The sequence below is a fragment of the Ramlibacter sp. genome, from assembly GCF_035554825.1.
GTDB lineage: Bacteria > Pseudomonadota > Gammaproteobacteria > Burkholderiales > Burkholderiaceae_C > Ramlibacter.
This window is the reverse complement of sequence record NZ_DATMHS010000030.1, coordinates 1-17,548: the sequence shown is the minus strand read 5'-3', so window position 1 is coordinate 17,548 and position 17,548 is coordinate 1. Positions and strand designations below refer to the sequence as shown.

The following is a 17,548-nucleotide window of genomic DNA, read 5'->3' as shown; positions in this document are numbered from 1 at the left end:
CGCGGCGCGACACCTTCATCCCGCTGCTGGAGCAGCTCGGGTTCTCGGTGCCGGTCGTTCCCGACGGTGCGTTCTATGCGTGGGCCGACTGCTCGCAGCCGGCGCAGCGACTGGGCGTCTCCGGCAGCTGGGACTTCGCGTTCGAGCTGATGCGCCGCGCGCATGTCGCCGTGACGCCGGGCCGCGATTTCGGCAGCGCCGACACGCAGCGGTTCGTCCGTTTCTCGACGGCCAATTCCATGGCGCACCTGCAGGAAGCGGCGGCACGGCTGCGCGCGGTGCTGGCCTGACATCCTGTTTCATGTGCGGCGCACCGGCCCGGCCCCCGGCCGGCGCGACCGCAGGAGGTCCGATGTCCTTTCAGTTTCCGATCCGCGTGTACTGGGAAGATACCGATGCCGGGGGCATCGTCTTCTACGCGAACTATCTCAAGTTCTTCGAACGGGCGCGCACCGAGTGGCTGCGCTCCCTGGGCATCGGCCAGCACGCCCTGCGCCAGTCGACCGGCGGCATGTTCGTGGTGGGCGAGACCAACGTCCGGTACCATCGGGCGGCACGACTCGATGATGAACTTCTGGTGACGGCCCGCGTCGAAACCGCGGGGCGTGCCTCCATCACGCTGGCGCAACAGGCATGGCGCGCCGGCGACCAGGCGCTGCTGTGCGAAGGCACCATCCGGATCGGCTGGGTGGACGCCGCCAGCCTCAAGCCTGCGAGAATCCCGGCCAACCTCCTGGAAGCATTCAAGACATGACCCACGACCTCTCGATCCTGCAGCTGGTGCTCAATGCCAGCTGGGTGGTGAAGCTGGTGATGCTGCTGCTGGTGGCGGTGTCCATCGCCAGCTGGGCCGCCATCTTCCGCAAGCTGTTCGCGCTGAAGCGGGTGAATGCGCTCAACGACGATTTCGAGCGCGATTTCTGGTCGGGCACCAGCCTGAACGACCTGCTGGCCGCGGCCGCCCAGAACGCCAAGACGGCCGGACCGATGGAGCGCATCTTCGCCAGCGGCATGCGCGAGTACCACAAGCTGCGCGAGCGCCACATCGGCGACGCCGGCACCCTGCTCGACGGCGCGCGCCGGGCGATGCGCGCGAGCTTCCAGCGCGAGCTCGACGCGATCGAGAGCAACCTGTCGTTCCTCGCGTCGGTCGGCTCGGTGTCGCCGTACGTGGGCCTGTTCGGCACCGTCTGGGGCATCATGCACGCCTTCACCGGCCTGGCCAGCCTGCAGTCGGTGACGCTCGCCACGGTGGCGCCCGGCATCGCCGAAGCCCTGGTGGCGACGGCCATCGGCCTGTTCGCCGCGATTCCTGCGGTGGTGGCGTACAACAACTTCGCCCGGGACATCGACCGCGTGGCCATCAAGCTCGAGACCTTCATCGAGGAGTTCTCGAACATCCTGCAGCGCAACCTGGGCGCGCATTCGGCGTCGGGGCACTGACATGCCGGCCACCGTGTCGCGCGGCCGCGGCCGCCGCACCATCAACGAGATCAACATGGTGCCGTTCATCGACGTCATGCTGGTGCTGCTGATCATCTTCATGGTGACGGCGCCGCTGATCGCGCCCAGCATGATCGACCTGCCCACCGTGGGCCGTGCCGCCAAGCAGCCCGACCAGGTGATCCAGGTCGTGATCAACAAGGACGAAGGACTCGACCTGAAGCTGGAGAACAAGACCCAGCGCCTCACCCTCGACGCGGTCGCCGCCGCCGTGACCCAGGCCCAGGGCGCGCAGCCGCCGGGCTCGAGCGCGGTCGTCATCAGTGCCGACCGCAACGTCAAGTACGAAACCGTCGTCAAGGTCATGGACACCCTGCAGCGCGCCGGCGTGCAGCGGGTCGGCTTGTCCGTGCAGCTCGCCAAGTAACCCGCCCGGGCCCGATGCCAGCCGCCACCGACCGGATCGAATTCGCACCCCCGCCGCCGCCGGGACGGCTGCGGGCGCTGGCGCTCGCGGTGCTCGCCCACGTGCTCCTCATGCTGGCGCTCACCTGGGGCATCACCTGGAACCGCGAGGCGCAGGACCTTTCCGTGGAAGCCGAGCTGTGGGCCCGCGTGCCGCAGGAAGCCGCGCCGGCCCCCACGCCGCCGCCCGTGGTGCAGGCGCCCCCGGTGACGCCGCCCGCGCCGCCGCCGGCGCCACCCGAGCCGAAGGCGGGGCCCCCGGCGCCGCCGGTCGTCCAGCCGAAGCCGCCCGACATCGCGCTGGAGCGCGAGAAGCGGCGCCAGGAAGAGGCCGAGCGCCGGCGCGAGGCGCAGGAAAAGCAAAAGCAGCTGGAGGCGCGCAAGCACCGCGAAGAGCTCGAGCGCAAGAAAGAACTCGAAGCGCGCCGCCAGGCCGAGGAGCAGAAGAAGCTCGAAGCCAAGCGCAAGAAGGAAGAACAGGAGCGCCGGGAAGCCACCGCCGACAAAAAGCGCGCCGAGGAGCAGGCCAGGGCGAAGAAGCAGCAGGAAGACGCCAGGCGGGTGCAAGCCTTGCGCGAGGAGAACCTGCGCCGCATGCAGAACATGGCCAACGGCACCGGCGGCCCGTCGTCGAGCGGCACCGCGGCGCGTTCAGCCGGGCCATCGGAGAGCTACGCCGGCCGCATCCGCGCGCGGGTGAAGCCCAACATCGTGTTCACCGACGACATCGCCGGCAATCCGACGGCCGAGATCGAGGTGCGGATGGCGCCCGACGGCACGATCACGAGCAAGCGGGTCGTGAAGTCCAGCGGCGTGAGTTCATGGGACGCGGCCGTGCTGCGGGCGCTGGACAAGACGGAAGTGCTGCCCCGCGACATCGACGGCCGCGTGCATTCGCCGCTGATCATCGAGTTCCGGCCGAAGGGCTGAACCTCGCTTCCCAGCCAGCTGGCGGCACGCCCGCGTCATCTTGAACGCAGAGGACGCAAAGAAGAACACCAAGGACGCAGAGAATCACCTCACTTGAATTCACTGCGTCCTCTGCGCATCCTCTACGACCTCTGCGTTCGAAAAATCGCCTCGCCCGGCCTCCCCGCCTATTCGTACACGATCTGAGCTTGCCCGCCGTCGGCCTGCGCCATCCAGCTGGCCAGCGCCGCATCGCTCGGAAAGAATCGCGCGTCGTCGCCCAGCTGCAGCTCCGCCACCGCCTGCTCGCGCTTGACGGCCAGCCGCACGCCCAGGCCGCGCACCAGCTCGCCCTGCTCGGACATTTCGCGCTTGGCGGGAAAGTCGCGCAGCAGCCGCCGGATGTCGGGCGCCACGCCGTTGACGGCCACGCGCAGGAACTTGCCGAAGCGGCAGCGCGCCGTCGCCAGGTCCCAGACCTGCTGCACGTTGAGCCGCAATCCGCCGGAAAAGCGGTCCGGCTGCGCCTTCGCCATCACGATGATCAGTTCGTCGTCCTTGAGCAGGTGCTTGTTGGCGTTGATCACGGCCTCGTCGGCGGTCGCCTCGATCGTTTCCGTCTTGTCGTCGAGCTTGAAGATCGCGAGCTTGCCGCGCTGGCCGTTGATCACGCGGAAATCGCTGACGATGCCGGCGAGCAGCTGCGGCTCGCGGGTGTCGATCAGGTCCTCGATCCTGCGCTTGACGAAGCGCCGCACCTCCAGCGCGACCTCGTCGAACAGGTGGCCCGACAGGTAGAAGCCGACGGCGGTCTTCTCCAGGGTCAGGCGCTCCTTCACGCCCCACGGGCTCGCCTCGACCAGCGGCGGCTCCTGCGTGCTGGCGGCATGCGAGTCGCCCATGTCGAACAGGCCGCCCTGGTTGGCGTTGGCCTGCACGGCCGCGGCGAACTCGAATGCGCGGTCGACGGACGCCAGCAGCGAGGCGCGATTGAGCTGGATGGCGTCGAACGCGCCGGCCTTGATCAGCGCTTCCACGGTGCGCTTGTTGATGCGCGTGCGGTCCACCCGCAGGCAGAAGTCGTACAGGCTCTTGAACGGGCCGCCCTCGCCGCGCGCGCTCACGATGGCTTCGATCGCCTGCTGCCCGGTGCCCTTGACGGCCCCCAGCCCATAGCGGATCGAGGTGTTGGAGACCGGCTCGAAACGGTAGTTGCCGCGGTTGACGTCCGGCGGCTCGAACGTGATGCCGAAGTTGTTGACCGCGTCCTCGAACAGCACCTTCAGCTTGTCGGTGTCGTCCATTTCCACCGTCATGTTGGCGCAGAAGAACTCCGCCGTGTAGTGGACCTTCAGCCAGCCCGTGTGGTAGGCCAGCAGCGAGTAGGCGGCCGCGTGCGACTTGTTGAAGCCGTAGCCGGCGAACTTCTCCATCAGGTCGAAGATCTCGTCCGCCTTCGCCTCGCCGATGCCGTTCTTGGCGGCGCCGGCGCGGAAGATCTGGCGGTGCTGCGCCATCTCCTCGGCCTTCTTCTTGCCCATGGCCCGGCGCAGCAGGTCGGCGCCGCCGAGCGAGTAGCCGCCCAGGATCTGCGCCGTCTGCATCACCTGCTCCTGGTACACCATGATCCCGTAGGTTTCCGAGAGCATCTCGGCCACCATCGGATGCGGGTACTCCACCGTCTCGCGGCCGTGCTTGCGCGCCACGAACGAAGGGATCAGGTCCATCGGACCGGGCCGGTACAGCGCGTTCAGCGCGATCAGGTCCTCCAGCCGCGTCGGCCGCGCGTCGCGCAACATGCCTTGCATGCCGCGGCTTTCGAACTGGAACACCGCCTCGGTCTTGCCGTCGGCGAACAGCTTGTACGTGGCCGCGTCGTCCAGCGGGATCTTCTCGAACGCGAAGTCCTGCCGCCCCGGATGCCGGGCGACGATGAATTCCTTGGCGATCTCCAGGATCGTCAGCGTCGCCAGTCCCAGGAAGTCGAACTTGACCAGGCCGGCCGCCTCGACGTCGTCCTTGTCGTACTGGCTCACCGCGGAGTCGCTCCCCGGCTGCTGGTACAGCGGCGTGAAATCGGTCAGCTTGCCGGGCGCGATCAGCACGCCGCCGGCGTGCATGCCGACGTTGCGGGTCAGGCCCTCGAGCTTCTGCGCCAGCCCGAGCAGCGTCTTGACCTCGTCTTCCTTCTCCAGCCGCTCGGCGAGCACCGGCTCCGCCTTGAGCGCCCCGTCGATGGTGATGTGCTGACCCGGCTTGTTCGGAATCAGCTTGCTGATGCCGTCGCAGAACGTGTAGCTCATGTCCAGCACGCGGCCGACGTCGCGGATGGCCGCGCGCGCCGCCATGGTGCCGAAGGTCGCGATCTGGCTCACCGCGTCGCGCCCGTACTTCTCCTTGACGTACTCGATCACGCGGTCGCGGTTGGCCTGGCAGAAGTCGATGTCGAAGTCGGGCATGGACACCCGCTCCGGGTTCAGGAAGCGCTCGAACAGCAGCTTGTAGCGCAGCGGGTCGAGATCGGTGATCTTGAGCGCGTAGGCGACCAGCGAGCCGGCGCCGGAACCCCGGCCCGGCCCGACCGGGCAGCCGTTCTGCTTGGCCCAGTTGATGAAGTCGCCGACGATCAGGAAGTAGCCGGGGAATCCCATCTTCAGGATGGTGCCCAGCTCGAACTCCAGCCGCTCGAGGTAGCGCGGCATCTCCTGCTCGCGCTGCGCCGGCTCCGGATAGAGCAGTTCCATCCGCTCCTTCAGGCCCTCGTGCGAGGCGTAGCGGAAGTACTCCTCGATCGGCATGCCATTGGGGGTCGGGAAGTTGGGCAGCCGCGGCTTGCCCAGCTCCAACACGAGGTTGCAGCGCTTGGCGATCTGCGCCGTGTTCGCCACCGCGGACGGCACGTCGGCGAACAGTTCCTCCATCTGCGCGGCCGACTTGAAGTACTGCTCGCGCGTGAAGCGGCGCACCCGGCGCTGGTTGCCCAGGATCTCGCCCTCGGCGATGCACACGCGCGCCTCGTGGGCCTCGTAGTCGTCTTCGCGCGTGAACTGCACCGGGTGGGTGGCGACCACCGGCAGGTTGAGCCGCGCCGCAAGCAGCACCGCCCCCGCGACATGCGCCTCGTCCTCGTGTCGCCCCGCGCGCTGCAACTCCACGTAAAAGCGGTGCGGAAAGATCGATGCCAGCGACAGCGCAACTTCGGCCGCGCGCTGCTCGTCGCCCTGCGCCAGCGGCTGGCCGAGCGGGCCGGCGTTCGCGCCGGACAGGGCGATCAGGCCCTGTCCCAGCTCGCGCAGCCATTCGAGGCGGCACACGCCCTGCGCCTTGACGACGTTGCGGGTCCAGGCCCTGGCGAGCAGCTCGCACAGGTTGAGGTAACCCTGGCGTTCCTGCACCAGCAGCACCATGCGCGAAACCACGGCGGCGTCGGGCGCCAGCCCCTGCACCATGACCTCGGCGCCGATGATCGGCTTGACCCCGGCCGAGCGCGCCTCCTTGTAGAACTTGATGGCGCCGAACAGGTTGTTGAGGTCGGTGATCGCGAGCGCCGGCTGGTGATCGGCGGCGGCGGCCTGAACGGTCTCGTCGATGCGGTTGGTGCCGTCGACGACGGAAAATTCGGTGTGCAGGCGCAGGTGAACGAACATGGCAGCATTGTAGGAAACGCTGCCCGGCCGGCACTTCGTAGAATCACGCGCTCGTGAATTCCGTCCTCAATATTTCCGCCTACCGTTTCGTCGCCATCGCCGATCCCGATGCCTTGCGCGCCAGGCTCGCCGACAGCGCGCAACGGTTCGGCCTGCTTGGCACGGTTCTGATCGCCGAAGAAGGCATCAACCTGTTCCTGGCCGGCGGCGAGGCGTCGCTGGCGCAGTTCCTGGGCGAACTGCGGGCCGACCCGCGCTTTGCCGGACTGGCCGTGAAGGAAAGCTGGTCCCCGGCGCAGCCGTTTCGCAAGCTGCTGGTGAAGGTCAAGCGAGAGATCATCCGCATGAACCATCCGGCCATCCAGCCGGCCGCGGGCCGGGCGCCCGCCGTCGACGCGCCAACGCTCAAACGCTGGCTGGACCGCGGCCGCGACGACGAGGGACGGCCGGTGGTCACGCTGGACACGCGCAACGCCTTCGAGGTGGATCACGGCACCTTCGACGGCGCGGTCGACTGGCGGCTGACGAAGTTCAGCGAGTTTCCGGCAGCCTTGCAGCAGCACCGCGGCGACCTGGAAGGCAAGACCGTGGTGAGCTTCTGCACCGGCGGCATCCGCTGCGAAAAGGCCGCCATCCTGATGCGCGAAGCCGGCCTCGCGCGGGTGTGGCAGCTCGAGGGTGGCATCCTGAACTACTTCGAGGCCGTCGGCGGCGCCCATTTCCACGGGCACTGCTTCGTGTTCGACGAGCGCGAACTGCTCGACGCCGCGCTGGCGCCGGTGGCCGCCGAGCCCTCCGAAGACTAGGAGATCGGCTCCGGCGGCGCGCACCGCGCCGGCGGCAAGGGGATGAGTGTCAGCGCTGCAGCCGCCGGGCGATCTCGGCGACGCGCGCGCCGAACAGTCGCGCCGTCTCCAGGTCGCCGCGGGCCATGTCGGCCACGCCGCCGTCGGAGGGCGATTGGGCCATCGCGCCGCTGTACGAGACCAGGAAATTGACGTCGTCCCGGCGCGCGGCCTTGGTGTTCGAGGGCATCAGGCCCTGGCTCACCCAGATCATCGAGTGCTGCATCGCCAGGGTGAACAGCGTGGTGAGCGTCGCCAGCTTGTCGCCGCTCATGCCGGCGCTGTTGGTGAAACCCGCGGCGACCTTGTCCTTCCAGTCCTGGCTGAACCAGGGCTTGGAAGACGCGTCGGCGAATTTCTTGAACTGCCAGCTCACGCTGCCCATGTAGGTGGGCGAACCGAAGATGATCGCATCCGCCGCCTTCAGGCGCTCCCAGCCGCCGGCCGGGAGATTGCCCTCGGCGTCGATCGCCAGCAGCTGCGCGTTGGCGCCCTCGGCGACCGCCTGCGCCATGCGCTGGGTGTGACCGTAGCCGGAATGAAAGACGACCACGACCTCGGTCATGCGGCCTTCCTGGCCCCGCTGCCCAGCCCCTGCGTCTCGCGGCTGCGCGCATCCAGGCTCCAGCCGCCGGCGCCGAACGCGGCGACGATCAGCAGCCCGCCGACGACGGCGAGGTTCTTGTAGAAGGCCTGCTGCTGCATCATCTGCTGCGCCGCGGGCGCGGCCCAGAAGTTATGGAAGATCGGCGTGATCACCGCGACGAACAGCGCCAGGCCGATGGCGGCCCAGCGCGCCTTCCAGCCAACCAGCAGCATCAGCCCGAGTCCGAGTTCGGCCGCGATCGCGATGGCGGCGGCCACCGCCGGCAGCGGCACGCCCTTGGACGCGATGTAGCCGGCCACGCCGGCGAAGCCGCCGATCTTGGCCCAGCCGGCGGGAACGAACAGCAGCGCGAGCAGCGCCCGGCCGACGAGGGTCAGCGCGTCCTGGGAGGGGGTGTTGCGTGTCATGGGAAGGTCCTTCCTTGGGTTGGTGAGAAATCAGTGGCCGGCGAGATCGAACACCAGCACTTCGGCATCCTGGCCGCCGGCCAGCGTGAGCTGCGTCTCGTGCTCCAGCATCGCGGCGTCGCCGGCGGCCAGCCGCTGCCCGTTGGCATCGATCTGGCCGCGCACGACATGCACGTAGGCTTTGCGCGCCGGGTCCAGGTCCAGCCGCGCCGACTCCGCGCCGTCCAGCAGCGCGGCGTAGACCCGTGCATCGGCGTGGATCACGACCGAACCCTCGGCGCCGTCGGGCGCGGCCACCAGGCGCAGCCGGCCCCGCTTCTCGCGGTCCGGAAACGACTTCTGCTCGTAGCCGGGGGCGATCCCGCGCTCGCTCGGCTCGATCCAGATCTGCAGGAAGTGCGTCGTCTCGCCGGCGGCGTGGTTGAACTCGCTGTGCTGCACGCCGGTGCCCGCGCTCATGCGCTGCACGTCGCCGGGCGGAATTGCCTTCACGTTGCCGAGCGTGTCGCGGTGGGCGAGGCTGCCGGCCAGCACGTAGCTGATGATTTCCATGTCGCGGTGGCCATGGGTGCCGAAGCCGGTGCCGGGGGCGATCCGGTCCTCGTTGATGACCCGCAGGTTGCCGAAGCCCATGAACCGCGGATCGTGGTAATTCGCGAACGAGAAGCTGTGCAACGACTTGAGCCAGCCGTGGTCGGCATGGCCGCGTTCGGCGGACTTGCGCAAGGTCAGCATGGGGCGCTCCCTGTTTGGTGAGAACCGACTGTAGGTGCCGGCGCGGGCGCGAGCGGCTGCCGTTTTTTGATGGCATCATTCAAAAAAACTGAATGTTCAAATCCACCATGCCCGCACCGTTTGAAGTGCTCACGCCGGAGGCGCTGGCGCTGCTGAGGGCGGTGGCGCGGGCCGGCAGCTTTGCCGCGGCGGCGCGCGACCAGGGCCTCGTGCCGAGCGCGGTCACCTACCGCATCCGCCAGATCGAGGACGCCCTGGACGTGCTGCTGTTCGACCGCAGCTCGCGCCAGGCGCGGCTGACGCCCGCCGGCGCCGAACTGCTGCGCGAAGGCGCCCGGCTGCTGGCGGAAATCGACGCGGTGGCCAATCGCGTCAAGCGGGTGGCCACCGGCTGGGAGTCCCAGCTCACGATCGCCGTGGACACCGTGATCTCGTCCTCGGTGGTCATGGAACTGGTGCAGGCGTTCTATGAACCGCGGCCCGTCACGCGCCTGCGCCTGCGCGACGAGTCGCTGTCGGGCACGCTCGAGGCGCTGACCTCGGGACAGGCCGACCTGGCCCTGGGCGTCGCGCTGGAGCCGAGCACGGCGTCCGGGGTGCAGAGCCGGCTGCTCGGCGACATGCCGTTCGTGTTCGCCGTCGCCCCGCACCACCCACTCGCCGGCCTGCCCGAGCCGCTGTCCGACGAACTGCTGCAGCAGCACCGCGCCATCGCCGTCGCCGATTCGGTGCAGCGCGGCACCGCGCTCACGCTGGGGCTGCTGGCGGGCCAGGACGTGCTCACCGTGCCCACCATGCGCTCCAAGCTCGATGCGCAACTGCGCGGCCTGGGCGCCGGCTTCGTGCCGGAAGCGATGGCACGCCCCTACCTCGAGACCGGTCGGCTGGTGCGCAAGGAGACGCAGCGCGGCGGCCGCGTCGTTCGCATCAGCTGCGCCTGGCGCACCAGCAGCAGCCCGGGGCGCGGGCTGCAGTGGTGGCTGGGGCAGCTGGAAAGCGCCGCGACGCGCCGGGCGCTGATCGAGCAGCACCGCATGCCACAATGAAGCGCAACATGACCCCACGACCGAGAACCATTGCCGTGGTCGGCGCCGGCATCGCCGGTCTCGCCTGCGCACGCACCCTGACCCAGGCCGGCCATGCCGTCACGCTGTTCGAGAAGCAGCCGGCGGCCGGCGGGCGGATCGCCAGCCGCGACACGCCGTTCGGCAGTTTCGATCTGGGCGCGCAGTACTTCACCGTCCGCGACGCACGCTTCGAGCAGGCGCTGGCCGCCACGCAGGTCGGCCGCCAGCGCTGGAACGCCAACGCGGTGCGCGTGCTCGACGAATACGGGCGCGTCGCCGAGGCCGAACTGCCCTCGCGCGAGGCGCACTGGGTCGGCGTGCCGGCGATGGACGCGATCGCCGCCCAGTGGCTGCAGCCGCTGCAGGCGGCGGGCCGCGTGCAGTTGCACACGCGCGTCACCCGCATCGAGCCGGATGCGCTCGATCGCCGGCGCTGGCAGCTGCACTCCACCGGCCCCGAGGATTCGGTGCACGTGTTCTCCGGGTTCGACGCGGTGCTGCTGGCGCTGCCGCATGCGGTGGCGGCGAGCGTGCTGCGCCAGTCGGGCCTGGCCGCGCGGATGGTCGAGCGCATCGAACGGGTGCGAGTCGCGCCCTGCTGGACGCTGATGCTGGCCTTTCCGCAGGCGGTGCAGCCCACGCTCAGCCACCTGGGGCCGCAGTGGAACGCGGCGCACAGCGCCCACCATCGGGTGGCCTGGGTCGCCCGCGAATCGTCCAAGCCCGGCCGCTCGCCGATCGAACGCTGGACCGTGCAGGCCAGCCCGGCGTGGTCGCAGGAACACCTGGAAGACGATGCGCCGCGGGCGCAGGCCAAGCTGCTCAAGGCGTTTGCGGAAATCACCGGCATCCGGGCCGAGCCGGCCCATGCCCAGGTGCACCGCTGGCTGTGGGCGCGCACCCTCGAGCCGCTCGGCGCCAGCCACCTGTGGGACGGCAACAGCGGCCTGGGCCTGTGCGGCGACTGGTGCGTCGGGCACCGGGTCGAGGATGCTTTCGTCTCGGGCCTCGAACTCGCCCTGGCCGCCAACGCCGGCTGAAGGGGCCCGCAGCGGACGCGAGCGCATGGCTGCACGCTACGTCGGCCGTTTCGCCCCCTCTCCCACCGGCCCGCTGCACGCCGGATCGCTGGTCGCCGCGCTGGCCAGCTGGCTCGATGCGCGCGCCCACGGCGGCCGCTGGCTGGTGCGGATCGAGGACGTGGACCGGCCGCGCTGCGTGGCCGGCGCGGACCAGGTGATCCTGCGCCAGCTCGCCGCCTGCGGCCTCGCGCCGGATGAACCGCCGCTGTGGCAATCCGGCCGATCGAGCCGGTACGAGGCGGCGCTGCAACGACTCGCGAGCGAAGGCCGGGCCTATCCCTGCGGCTGCTCGCGCCGCGACATCGAGCAGGCGCTGGCGGCGCGCGGCCGGCCGCGCGAGCGCCATGGCGAGCTGGTGTATCCGGGCACCTGCCGCACCGGCCTGCACGGGCGGGCGGCGCGCGCCTGGCGCCTGCGGGTCGCACCCGGCAGCGTGCACTGGAACGACCGCCGGCTGGGACCGCAGCAGCAGGACGTCGCGGCCGAGGTCGGCGACTTCGTGCTGCGCCGCGCCGACGGCATGTGGGCCTATCAACTCGCCGTGGTGGTCGACGATGCCGAGCAGGGCATCACGGACGTCGTGCGCGGCGCCGACCTCACGGACAACACGGCGCGCCAGATCGTGCTGCAGCAGGCGCTCGCGCTGGCCACGCCCCGCTACCTGCACACGCCGCTGGTGCTGGGGCCGAACGGCGAGAAGCTGTCCAAGCAGAACGGGGCGCAGCCCCTGGACACCGCCGACCCGCTGGCGGCGCTCAACGGCGCCGCGCGCGTGCTCGGCCTGGCGGCGCAGTGCGCCAGCGCGGCCGACGCGCTGGCCGCATGGCAGCGGCAGTGGCGCGACTCCTACAATCTGCCCGGTGACTGATTCCGGCCCGACTCCTTCTCCGACCCCCGCTCCGACCTCTGCTCCAGCCCGCGATGAGGCGGGCCATCCCCGCAGCATCCGCAGCTTCGTGCGCCGCACCGGCCGCACCACCGTCGGCCAGGCGCGCGCGCTGGCCGAGCACGGCGCGCGCTTCATCCTGCCCTACGAGCAGCGGCCGCTGGCGTTCGCCGCGGTGTTCGGCCGCGCCGCGCCGACGGTGCTGGAGATCGGCTTCGGCATGGGCGAGGCCACGGCCCGGATCGCGGCGACGCTGCCCGAAACCAACTTCCTCTGCTGCGAGGTGCACGATCCGGGCGTGGGCGCCCTGGTCAAGCGGATCCAGGACCAGGGGCTGGCCAACATCCGCATCGTCCAGCACGACGCCGTGGAAGTGCTGCAGCACATGATCGCGCCGGCCACGCTGGACGGCGTGCACGTTTTCTTTCCCGACCCCTGGCACAAGAAGCGCCACAACAAGCGCCGCCTGATCCAGCCGCCGCTGGTGGCGCTGCTCGCCTCGCGCCTGCGCGCCGGCGGCTTCGTCCACTGCGCGACCGACTGGGAGCCCTACGCCCAGCAGATGCTGCAGGTGCTCGGCGCCGAGCCGCAACTGGAGAACACGGCCGCGGGCTTCGCGCCCAAGCCCGACTACCGGCCGCTCACCAAGTTCGAGCACCGTGGCCTCAAGCTCGGCCATGGCGTGTGGGATCTGGTGTTCCGCAAGCGCTGAACGGACCGCACCGGCGGCTCAGCGGAAGGCGCGGGCCAGCGCCTCGACCACGCGCGCGTATGCCTGGTCGCGCGCCGTCGGGTTCGGTCCGGCGTGCACGCCACGGCCCGGGTGGACACCATTGGGCACGTCCCGGCGCAGGCGCACGCTTCCCTTCGGATTGTCGAAGTCGTGGAAGCTGTCGCGGAACACGTGGACCTCGGCTGCGGCCACCCTGCCGAGTTCGATGCAGGGTTCCGGTGCGGTCCAGTCATCGTGCTCGGCCAGCATCAGGACCAGCGGCGCGCTCGGCTGGTAGCCGTCGTACAGCGCGGTGCGGCAGCCCGGATAGAACGCGATCGCCACCGCCGGCCGCACGGCGTGGTGGCGCACCGGCGGGCGGGCGCGATCGGTCGCCGCCAGCACCGCACTGCCGCCGTGCGACCACCCCAGCAGCGCGATCCGCTGCGGATCGGCCCAAGGCTGCGCCGCCACCCAGTCGAGTGCGGCCAGGGCATCCGCGCGGCGCGCGAACTGGCCGATGCGGCGGCTGGCGATGCGCTGCGTGCACAGCTCGTTTTCGCCGCGCGGGGTGAGGCTGTCGGGGAAGACCACCGCATAGCCCTGGCCCAGCAGCAGGTCGGCCATCGCCTGATGCCGCGCGTTCAGCGAGCCGGCGCGCTCGCCGTGCCGCGCGTACAGGCCGCCGCAACCGTGCAAGGCGACGACGGCGCCCCTGGTCGCGCCGGCAGGCAGGAACACCGAGGCCGTGAGCGGCGTGCCGTCCAGGCTGTCGAAGCGGACCTGCTGCGGCGCCGGTGCGCCCGCGCCCGCCGCCCCGGCCAGCAGGCCGGTGAGCGCCGCGGCGAGCCTCCAGCGCATGATGGCGGCCGTTCAGGCCCGCTCGGCCACCCAGGCCCGGACCGACTGCAAGGCGGCCGGCAACTTGCTGGCGTCGGTGCCGCCGGCCATCGCGAGGTCGGGCTTGCCGCCACCCTTGCCGCCGACTTGCTGGGCGACGAAGTTCACCAGTTCGCCGGCCTTCACCTTGCCCATGCTGTCGGCGGTGACGCCGGCCGCCAGCTGCACCTTGGCGCCGTCGACGGCGGCCAGCACGATGGCTGCGGTCTTGAGCTTGTCCTTGAGCTTGTCCATGGTGTCGCGCAGGGTCTTGGCATCCGCGCCGTCGAGCCGCGCGGCCAGCACCTTGATGCCGTTGACGTCGACCGCCTGGGCCACCAGCTCGTCGCCCTGCGAGGAGGCCAGCTTGCCCTTGAGCTGGGCAACCTCGCGCTCCAGCGCGCGAACCTGCTCCAGCACCTGCCCGAGGCGCCCCTGCAGCTCGCTGGGGGTGGCTTTCAGCGCGCCGGCGACGCCGGCCACGGTCGATTCGAGTTGCTGCGTGTAGGCCAGCGCATTGGCGCCGGTCACGGCCTCGATGCGGCGCACGCCGGCGGCCACGCCGCCTTCGCCCACCACCTTGAACAGGCCGATGTCGCCGGTGCGCGCCACGTGGGTGCCGCCGCACAGCTCACGGCTGGAGCCGATGTCCAGCACCCGCACGCTGTCGCCGTACTTCTCGCCGAACAGCATCATCGCGCCGGTGGCCTTGGCCGATTCGATGTCCATCACCCGCGCCTGGGTGGCGTGGTTGGACAGGATCTCGGCATTGACCCGAGCCTCGACCTCGCGGATCTGCTCCGGCGTCACCGGCGCGTTGTGGGCGAAGTCGAACCGGGTCTTGTCGGGATCGACCAGCGAACCCTTCTGCTGCACGTGCCCGCCCAGCACCTCGCGCAGCGCCTTGTGCATCAGGTGGGTGACGCTGTGGTTGCGCATCGTCGCCTGGCGCTTGGCCATGTCGACCCGGGCCGCCACGGTGTCGCCGACCTTGAGCACGCCGCCGGTCAGCAGGCCGTGGTGGCCGAAGACATCGGCTTTGATCTTCTGCGTGTCGGCGACGGCGAAGCTGGCGCCGGCGGCCTCGATCAGGCCCTGGTCGCCGACCTGGCCGCCGGACTCGGCATAGAAGGGCGTGGTATCGAGCACGACCACGCCGGTCTGGCCCGCTTCCAACTGGTCGACCGGCGTGCCCTCGGCGTAGAGGGCGACCACCCTGGCCTGCTCCTCCAGCCGCTCGTAGCCGGTGAAGAGATTGCCGGCGCCGCCGTATTCCAGCGCCCGGTCCATCTTGAACTTGCCGGCCGCGCGCGCCTGCGCCCGCTGGCGCTCCATGGCCTGCTGGAACCCGGCCTCGTCGACGGTGACGCCGCGCTCGCGGCACACGTCGTTGGTCAGGTCCAGCGGAAAGCCATAGGTGTCGTGCAGCTTGAAGGCCACCTCGCCCGGCAGCACCTGCTTGCCGCCACCGAGCGCCGCGTCCAGGATCTCCATGCCGTTTTCCAGCGTCTCGTAGAAGCGCTCCTCCTCGGCCTTCAGCACGTCCATCACGCGCTGCTGGTTCTCGCGCAGGTTGGGATAGGCATCGCCCATCAGCGCGGCCAGCTCGGGCACCAGCTTGTGGAAGAACGGGGTCTTGCGGCCCAGCTTGTAGCCGTGCCGGATGGCCCGGCGGATGATGCGGCGCTGCACGTAGCCGCGCCCTTCGTTGGACGGGATCACGCCGTCGGCCACCAGGAACGACGTGGCGCGGATGTGGTCGGCGATCACCTTCAACGAGGGATTGGCCAGGTCCCGGCAGCCGGTTTCGCGGCCGGCCGCCTTGATCAGGCGGTCGAAGATGTCGATTTCGTAGTTGCTGTGGACATGCTGCAGGATTGCGGCCAGGCGCTCCAGGCCCATGCCGGTGTCGACGCAGGGGGCCGGCAGCTTCTTCACGCTGCCGTCGGGCTGCATGTCGAACTGCATGAACACGTGGTTCCAGATCTCGATGTAGCGGTCGCCGTCCTCGTCCGGACTGCCGGGCGGGCCGCCGGGGATGCCGGGGCCGTGGTCGAAGAAGATCTCGGAGCAGGGACCGCACGGGCCGGTGTCGGCCATCATCCAGAAGTTGTCGGAGGCGTATTTCGCGCCCTTGTTGTCGCCGATGCGCACCACGCGCTCGGGCGGCAGGCCGATCTCCTTGGTCCAGATGTCGTAGGCCTCGTCGTCGTCGATGTAGACGGTGGCCCACAGCCGGTCGGCGGGGAGCTTGTAGACCTGCGTCAGCAGCTCCCAGCCCCACTTCAGCGAGTCGCGCTTGAAGTAGTCGCCGAAGCTCCAGTTGCCCAGCATCTCGAAGAAGGTGTGGTGGCGCGCGGTGTAGCCGACGTTCTCCAGGTCGTTGTGCTTGCCGCCGGCGCGCAGGCAGGCCTGCACCGAGGCGGCGCGCACGTATGGGCGCTTGTCGGTCCCCAGGAAGACGTCCTTGAACTGCACCATCCCGGAGTTGGTGAACATCAGGGTGGGATCGTTGCCGGGCACCAGCGGGCTCGATGGCACGACGGTGTGTCCCTTGGATGCGAAGAAATCCAGGAAGGTCTTGCGGATGTCGGCGACGGTGAAGGTGGGAGTGCTCATCGGGTGCTCGGGATGGCGCGCGGGCGGCGGCCGCTGGGGCCGTGATCGCGCGCAAATGCTTGATTCAGCGCAACTTTTCATTATAGGTTTGCCGCCCCTCCCGCTCGCCGGCACGGATACCCGCCGCCGCGGCGCTGGCGCGACGGGGCGAAGTTGCTATGCTCGAATGCTGGCTGTGCGCACGGCCGGCCCCGCTGCCTGCGCTGCGAATCCCTTTCCCGGCACCAATGGAGATCCGTTCCATGGACATGAAGACTTCCCCCCTCTCGCTCCTCAAGGACCCCACCCTGCTCAAGACCGACGCGCTGATCAACGGCGAATGGGTCAAGGGCGGCTCGCGCTTCGACGTGCACGACCCGAGCAACGGCAACAAGCTGGCCGACGTGGCCAACCTCGGCCCGCAGGACGCCGAAGCGGCGATCGCCGCGGCCAACGCCGCCTGGCCGGCGTGGCGCAACAAGACCGGCAAGGAGCGCAGCATCATCCTGCGCAAGTGGTACGACCTGCTGATGGCCAACCAGGAAGACCTGGGCCGGCTGATGACCGCCGAGCAGGGCAAGCCCTTCGCCGAGGCCAAGGGCGAGGTCGCCTACGGCGCCAGCTTCGTCGAGTGGTATGCCGAGGAGGCCAAGCGCGTCAACGGCGAGACGCTGCCGCAGTTCGACAACAACCGGCGCCTGCTGGTGCTGCGCCAGCCGATCGGCGTGTGCGCCGCCATCACGCCCTGGAACTTCCCGCTGGCGATGATCACGCGCAAGGTGGCGCCGGCGCTGGCCGCCGGCTGCCCGGTGGTGATCAAGCCGGCCGAGCTGACGCCCCTCACCGCGCTGGCCTGCGCCGAACTGGCCATGCGCGCCGGCATTCCGGCCGGGGTGCTGAACCTGCTGTCGGCCGACGGCGCCAACAGCATCGCCATCGGCAAGGTGTTCTGCGCCAGCGACACGGTGCGCCACATCAGCTTCACCGGCTCGACCGAGGTCGGCCGCATCCTGATGGCGCAAAGCGCGCCCAGCATCAAGAAGCTGTCGCTGGAGCTCGGCGGCAACGCCCCGTTCATCGTGTTCGACGACGCCGACATCGACTCGGCGGTCGAGGGCGCGATCGCCAGCAAGTACCGCAACGCCGGCCAGACCTGCGTCTGCACCAACCGGATCTACGTGCAGGACGGCGTGCACGACGCCTTCGTCGAGAAATTCGCGGCCCGGGTGCGCCGCGCCCGGGTCGGCAACGGCTTCGAGGCAGGCG

17 protein-coding genes are annotated in these 17,548 nt (G+C 69.9%); 11 read left to right on the top strand and 6 right to left on the bottom strand.

Features of this window, described 5'->3' with window-relative positions; genetic code table 11:
• From VNT59_RS02825 to tolA, 5 genes are all read left to right on the top strand, one after another.
• On the top strand, positions 1 to 290 hold a 290-nt coding region (locus VNT59_RS02825), incomplete at its 5' end, for an aminotransferase class I/II-fold pyridoxal phosphate-dependent enzyme (protein ID WP_325496417.1).
• 62 nt (positions 291 to 352) lie between these two features.
• Entirely contained in the window at positions 353 to 754 is a 402-nt protein-coding gene (ybgC, locus tag VNT59_RS02820) for a tol-pal system-associated acyl-CoA thioesterase (RefSeq protein ID WP_325496416.1), read from the top strand.
• Positions 751 to 1,443, top strand: a complete 693-nt coding sequence (gene tolQ / locus VNT59_RS02815) for a protein TolQ (RefSeq protein ID WP_325496414.1) — start codon at positions 751 to 753, stop codon at positions 1,441 to 1,443. Before ybgC ends, tolQ begins: the two co-directional genes overlap by 4 nt.
• A 1-nt stretch (position 1,444) precedes the next feature.
• Entirely contained in the window at positions 1,445 to 1,870 is a 426-nt protein-coding gene (locus tag VNT59_RS02810; protein ID WP_325496412.1) for a biopolymer transporter ExbD, read from the top strand.
• A 14-nt stretch (positions 1,871 to 1,884) separates the two neighbouring features.
• Positions 1,885 to 2,838, top strand: coding sequence for a cell envelope integrity protein TolA (tolA, locus tag VNT59_RS02805; protein ID WP_325496410.1), 954 nt, complete (start codon positions 1,885 to 1,887; stop codon positions 2,836 to 2,838).
• A 167-nt stretch (positions 2,839 to 3,005) separates the two neighbouring features.
• On the opposite strand, the gene dnaE is transcribed toward tolA, so the two are convergent.
• Positions 3,006 to 6,464, bottom strand: a complete 3,459-nt coding sequence (gene dnaE, locus VNT59_RS02800; RefSeq protein WP_325496408.1) for a DNA polymerase III subunit alpha — start codon at positions 6,462 to 6,464, stop codon at positions 3,006 to 3,008.
• Positions 6,465 to 6,517: 53 nt separating this feature from the next.
• Here dnaE and VNT59_RS02795 point away from each other — a divergent pair, with 53 nt between their 5' ends.
• On the top strand, positions 6,518 to 7,270 hold the full coding sequence (locus tag VNT59_RS02795; RefSeq protein WP_325496406.1) for a sulfurtransferase: 753 nt from the start codon (positions 6,518 to 6,520) through the stop codon (positions 7,268 to 7,270).
• A 49-nt stretch (positions 7,271 to 7,319) separates the two neighbouring features.
• Here the strand turns inward: VNT59_RS02795 and VNT59_RS02790 are convergent, their stop codons facing one another.
• Genes VNT59_RS02790 through VNT59_RS02780 form a run of 3 tightly spaced genes read right to left on the bottom strand, consistent with a single transcriptional unit; the run spans position 7,320 to position 9,058 of the window.
• Positions 7,320 to 7,874, bottom strand: coding sequence for a flavodoxin family protein (locus VNT59_RS02790; protein WP_325496405.1), 555 nt, complete (start codon positions 7,872 to 7,874; stop codon positions 7,320 to 7,322).
• Positions 7,871 to 8,323, bottom strand: a complete 453-nt coding sequence (locus VNT59_RS02785; RefSeq protein WP_325496403.1) for a DoxX family protein — start codon at positions 8,321 to 8,323, stop codon at positions 7,871 to 7,873. Before VNT59_RS02785 ends, VNT59_RS02790 begins: the two co-directional genes overlap by 4 nt.
• Positions 8,324 to 8,353: 30 nt before the next feature.
• Complete coding sequence (locus tag VNT59_RS02780; protein ID WP_325496401.1) at positions 8,354 to 9,058, bottom strand: pirin family protein; 705 nt, start codon at positions 9,056 to 9,058, stop codon at positions 8,354 to 8,356.
• Positions 9,059 to 9,165: 107 nt separating this feature from the next.
• Between VNT59_RS02780 and VNT59_RS02775 the strand changes: the two genes are divergently transcribed.
• The 4 genes from VNT59_RS02775 to trmB are packed head-to-tail and all read left to right on the top strand — an operon-like array spanning position 9,166 to position 12,805.
• Positions 9,166 to 10,104, top strand: coding sequence for a LysR substrate-binding domain-containing protein (locus tag VNT59_RS02775; protein ID WP_325496399.1), 939 nt, complete (start codon positions 9,166 to 9,168; stop codon positions 10,102 to 10,104).
• 8 nt (positions 10,105 to 10,112) lie between these two features.
• The gene (locus VNT59_RS02770) at positions 10,113 to 11,165 is read left to right on the top strand and encodes an NAD(P)/FAD-dependent oxidoreductase (protein WP_325496397.1); all 1,053 of its coding nucleotides are present in this window, start codon (positions 10,113 to 10,115) and stop codon (positions 11,163 to 11,165) included.
• A 25-nt stretch (positions 11,166 to 11,190) separates the two neighbouring features.
• A complete protein-coding gene (gluQRS, locus tag VNT59_RS02765) occupies positions 11,191 to 12,075 on the top strand; it encodes a tRNA glutamyl-Q(34) synthetase GluQRS (protein ID WP_325496395.1) in 885 nt (294 codons plus the stop codon).
• Complete coding sequence (trmB, locus tag VNT59_RS02760; RefSeq protein WP_325496426.1) at positions 12,059 to 12,805, top strand: tRNA (guanosine(46)-N7)-methyltransferase TrmB; 747 nt, start codon at positions 12,059 to 12,061, stop codon at positions 12,803 to 12,805. The genes gluQRS and trmB overlap by 17 nt, the downstream gene beginning before the upstream one ends.
• Before the next feature lie 18 nt (positions 12,806 to 12,823).
• Here the strand turns inward: trmB and VNT59_RS02755 are convergent, their stop codons facing one another.
• Both VNT59_RS02755 and alaS read right to left on the bottom strand, forming a co-directional pair.
• Positions 12,824 to 13,666 (bottom strand): dienelactone hydrolase family protein, encoded by an 843-nt coding sequence (locus VNT59_RS02755; RefSeq protein WP_325496393.1) that lies wholly within the window; start codon positions 13,664 to 13,666, stop codon positions 12,824 to 12,826.
• Positions 13,667 to 13,678: 12 nt separating this feature from the next.
• On the bottom strand, positions 13,679 to 16,303 hold the full coding sequence (gene alaS, locus VNT59_RS02750; protein ID WP_325496391.1) for an alanine--tRNA ligase: 2,625 nt from the start codon (positions 16,301 to 16,303) through the stop codon (positions 13,679 to 13,681).
• A 242-nt stretch (positions 16,304 to 16,545) separates the two neighbouring features.
• On the opposite strand from alaS, the gene VNT59_RS02745 reads away from it, so the two are divergent.
• A partial coding sequence (locus VNT59_RS02745; protein WP_325496389.1) for an aldehyde dehydrogenase family protein occupies positions 16,546 to 17,548 on the top strand: 1,003 nt, incomplete at its 3' end.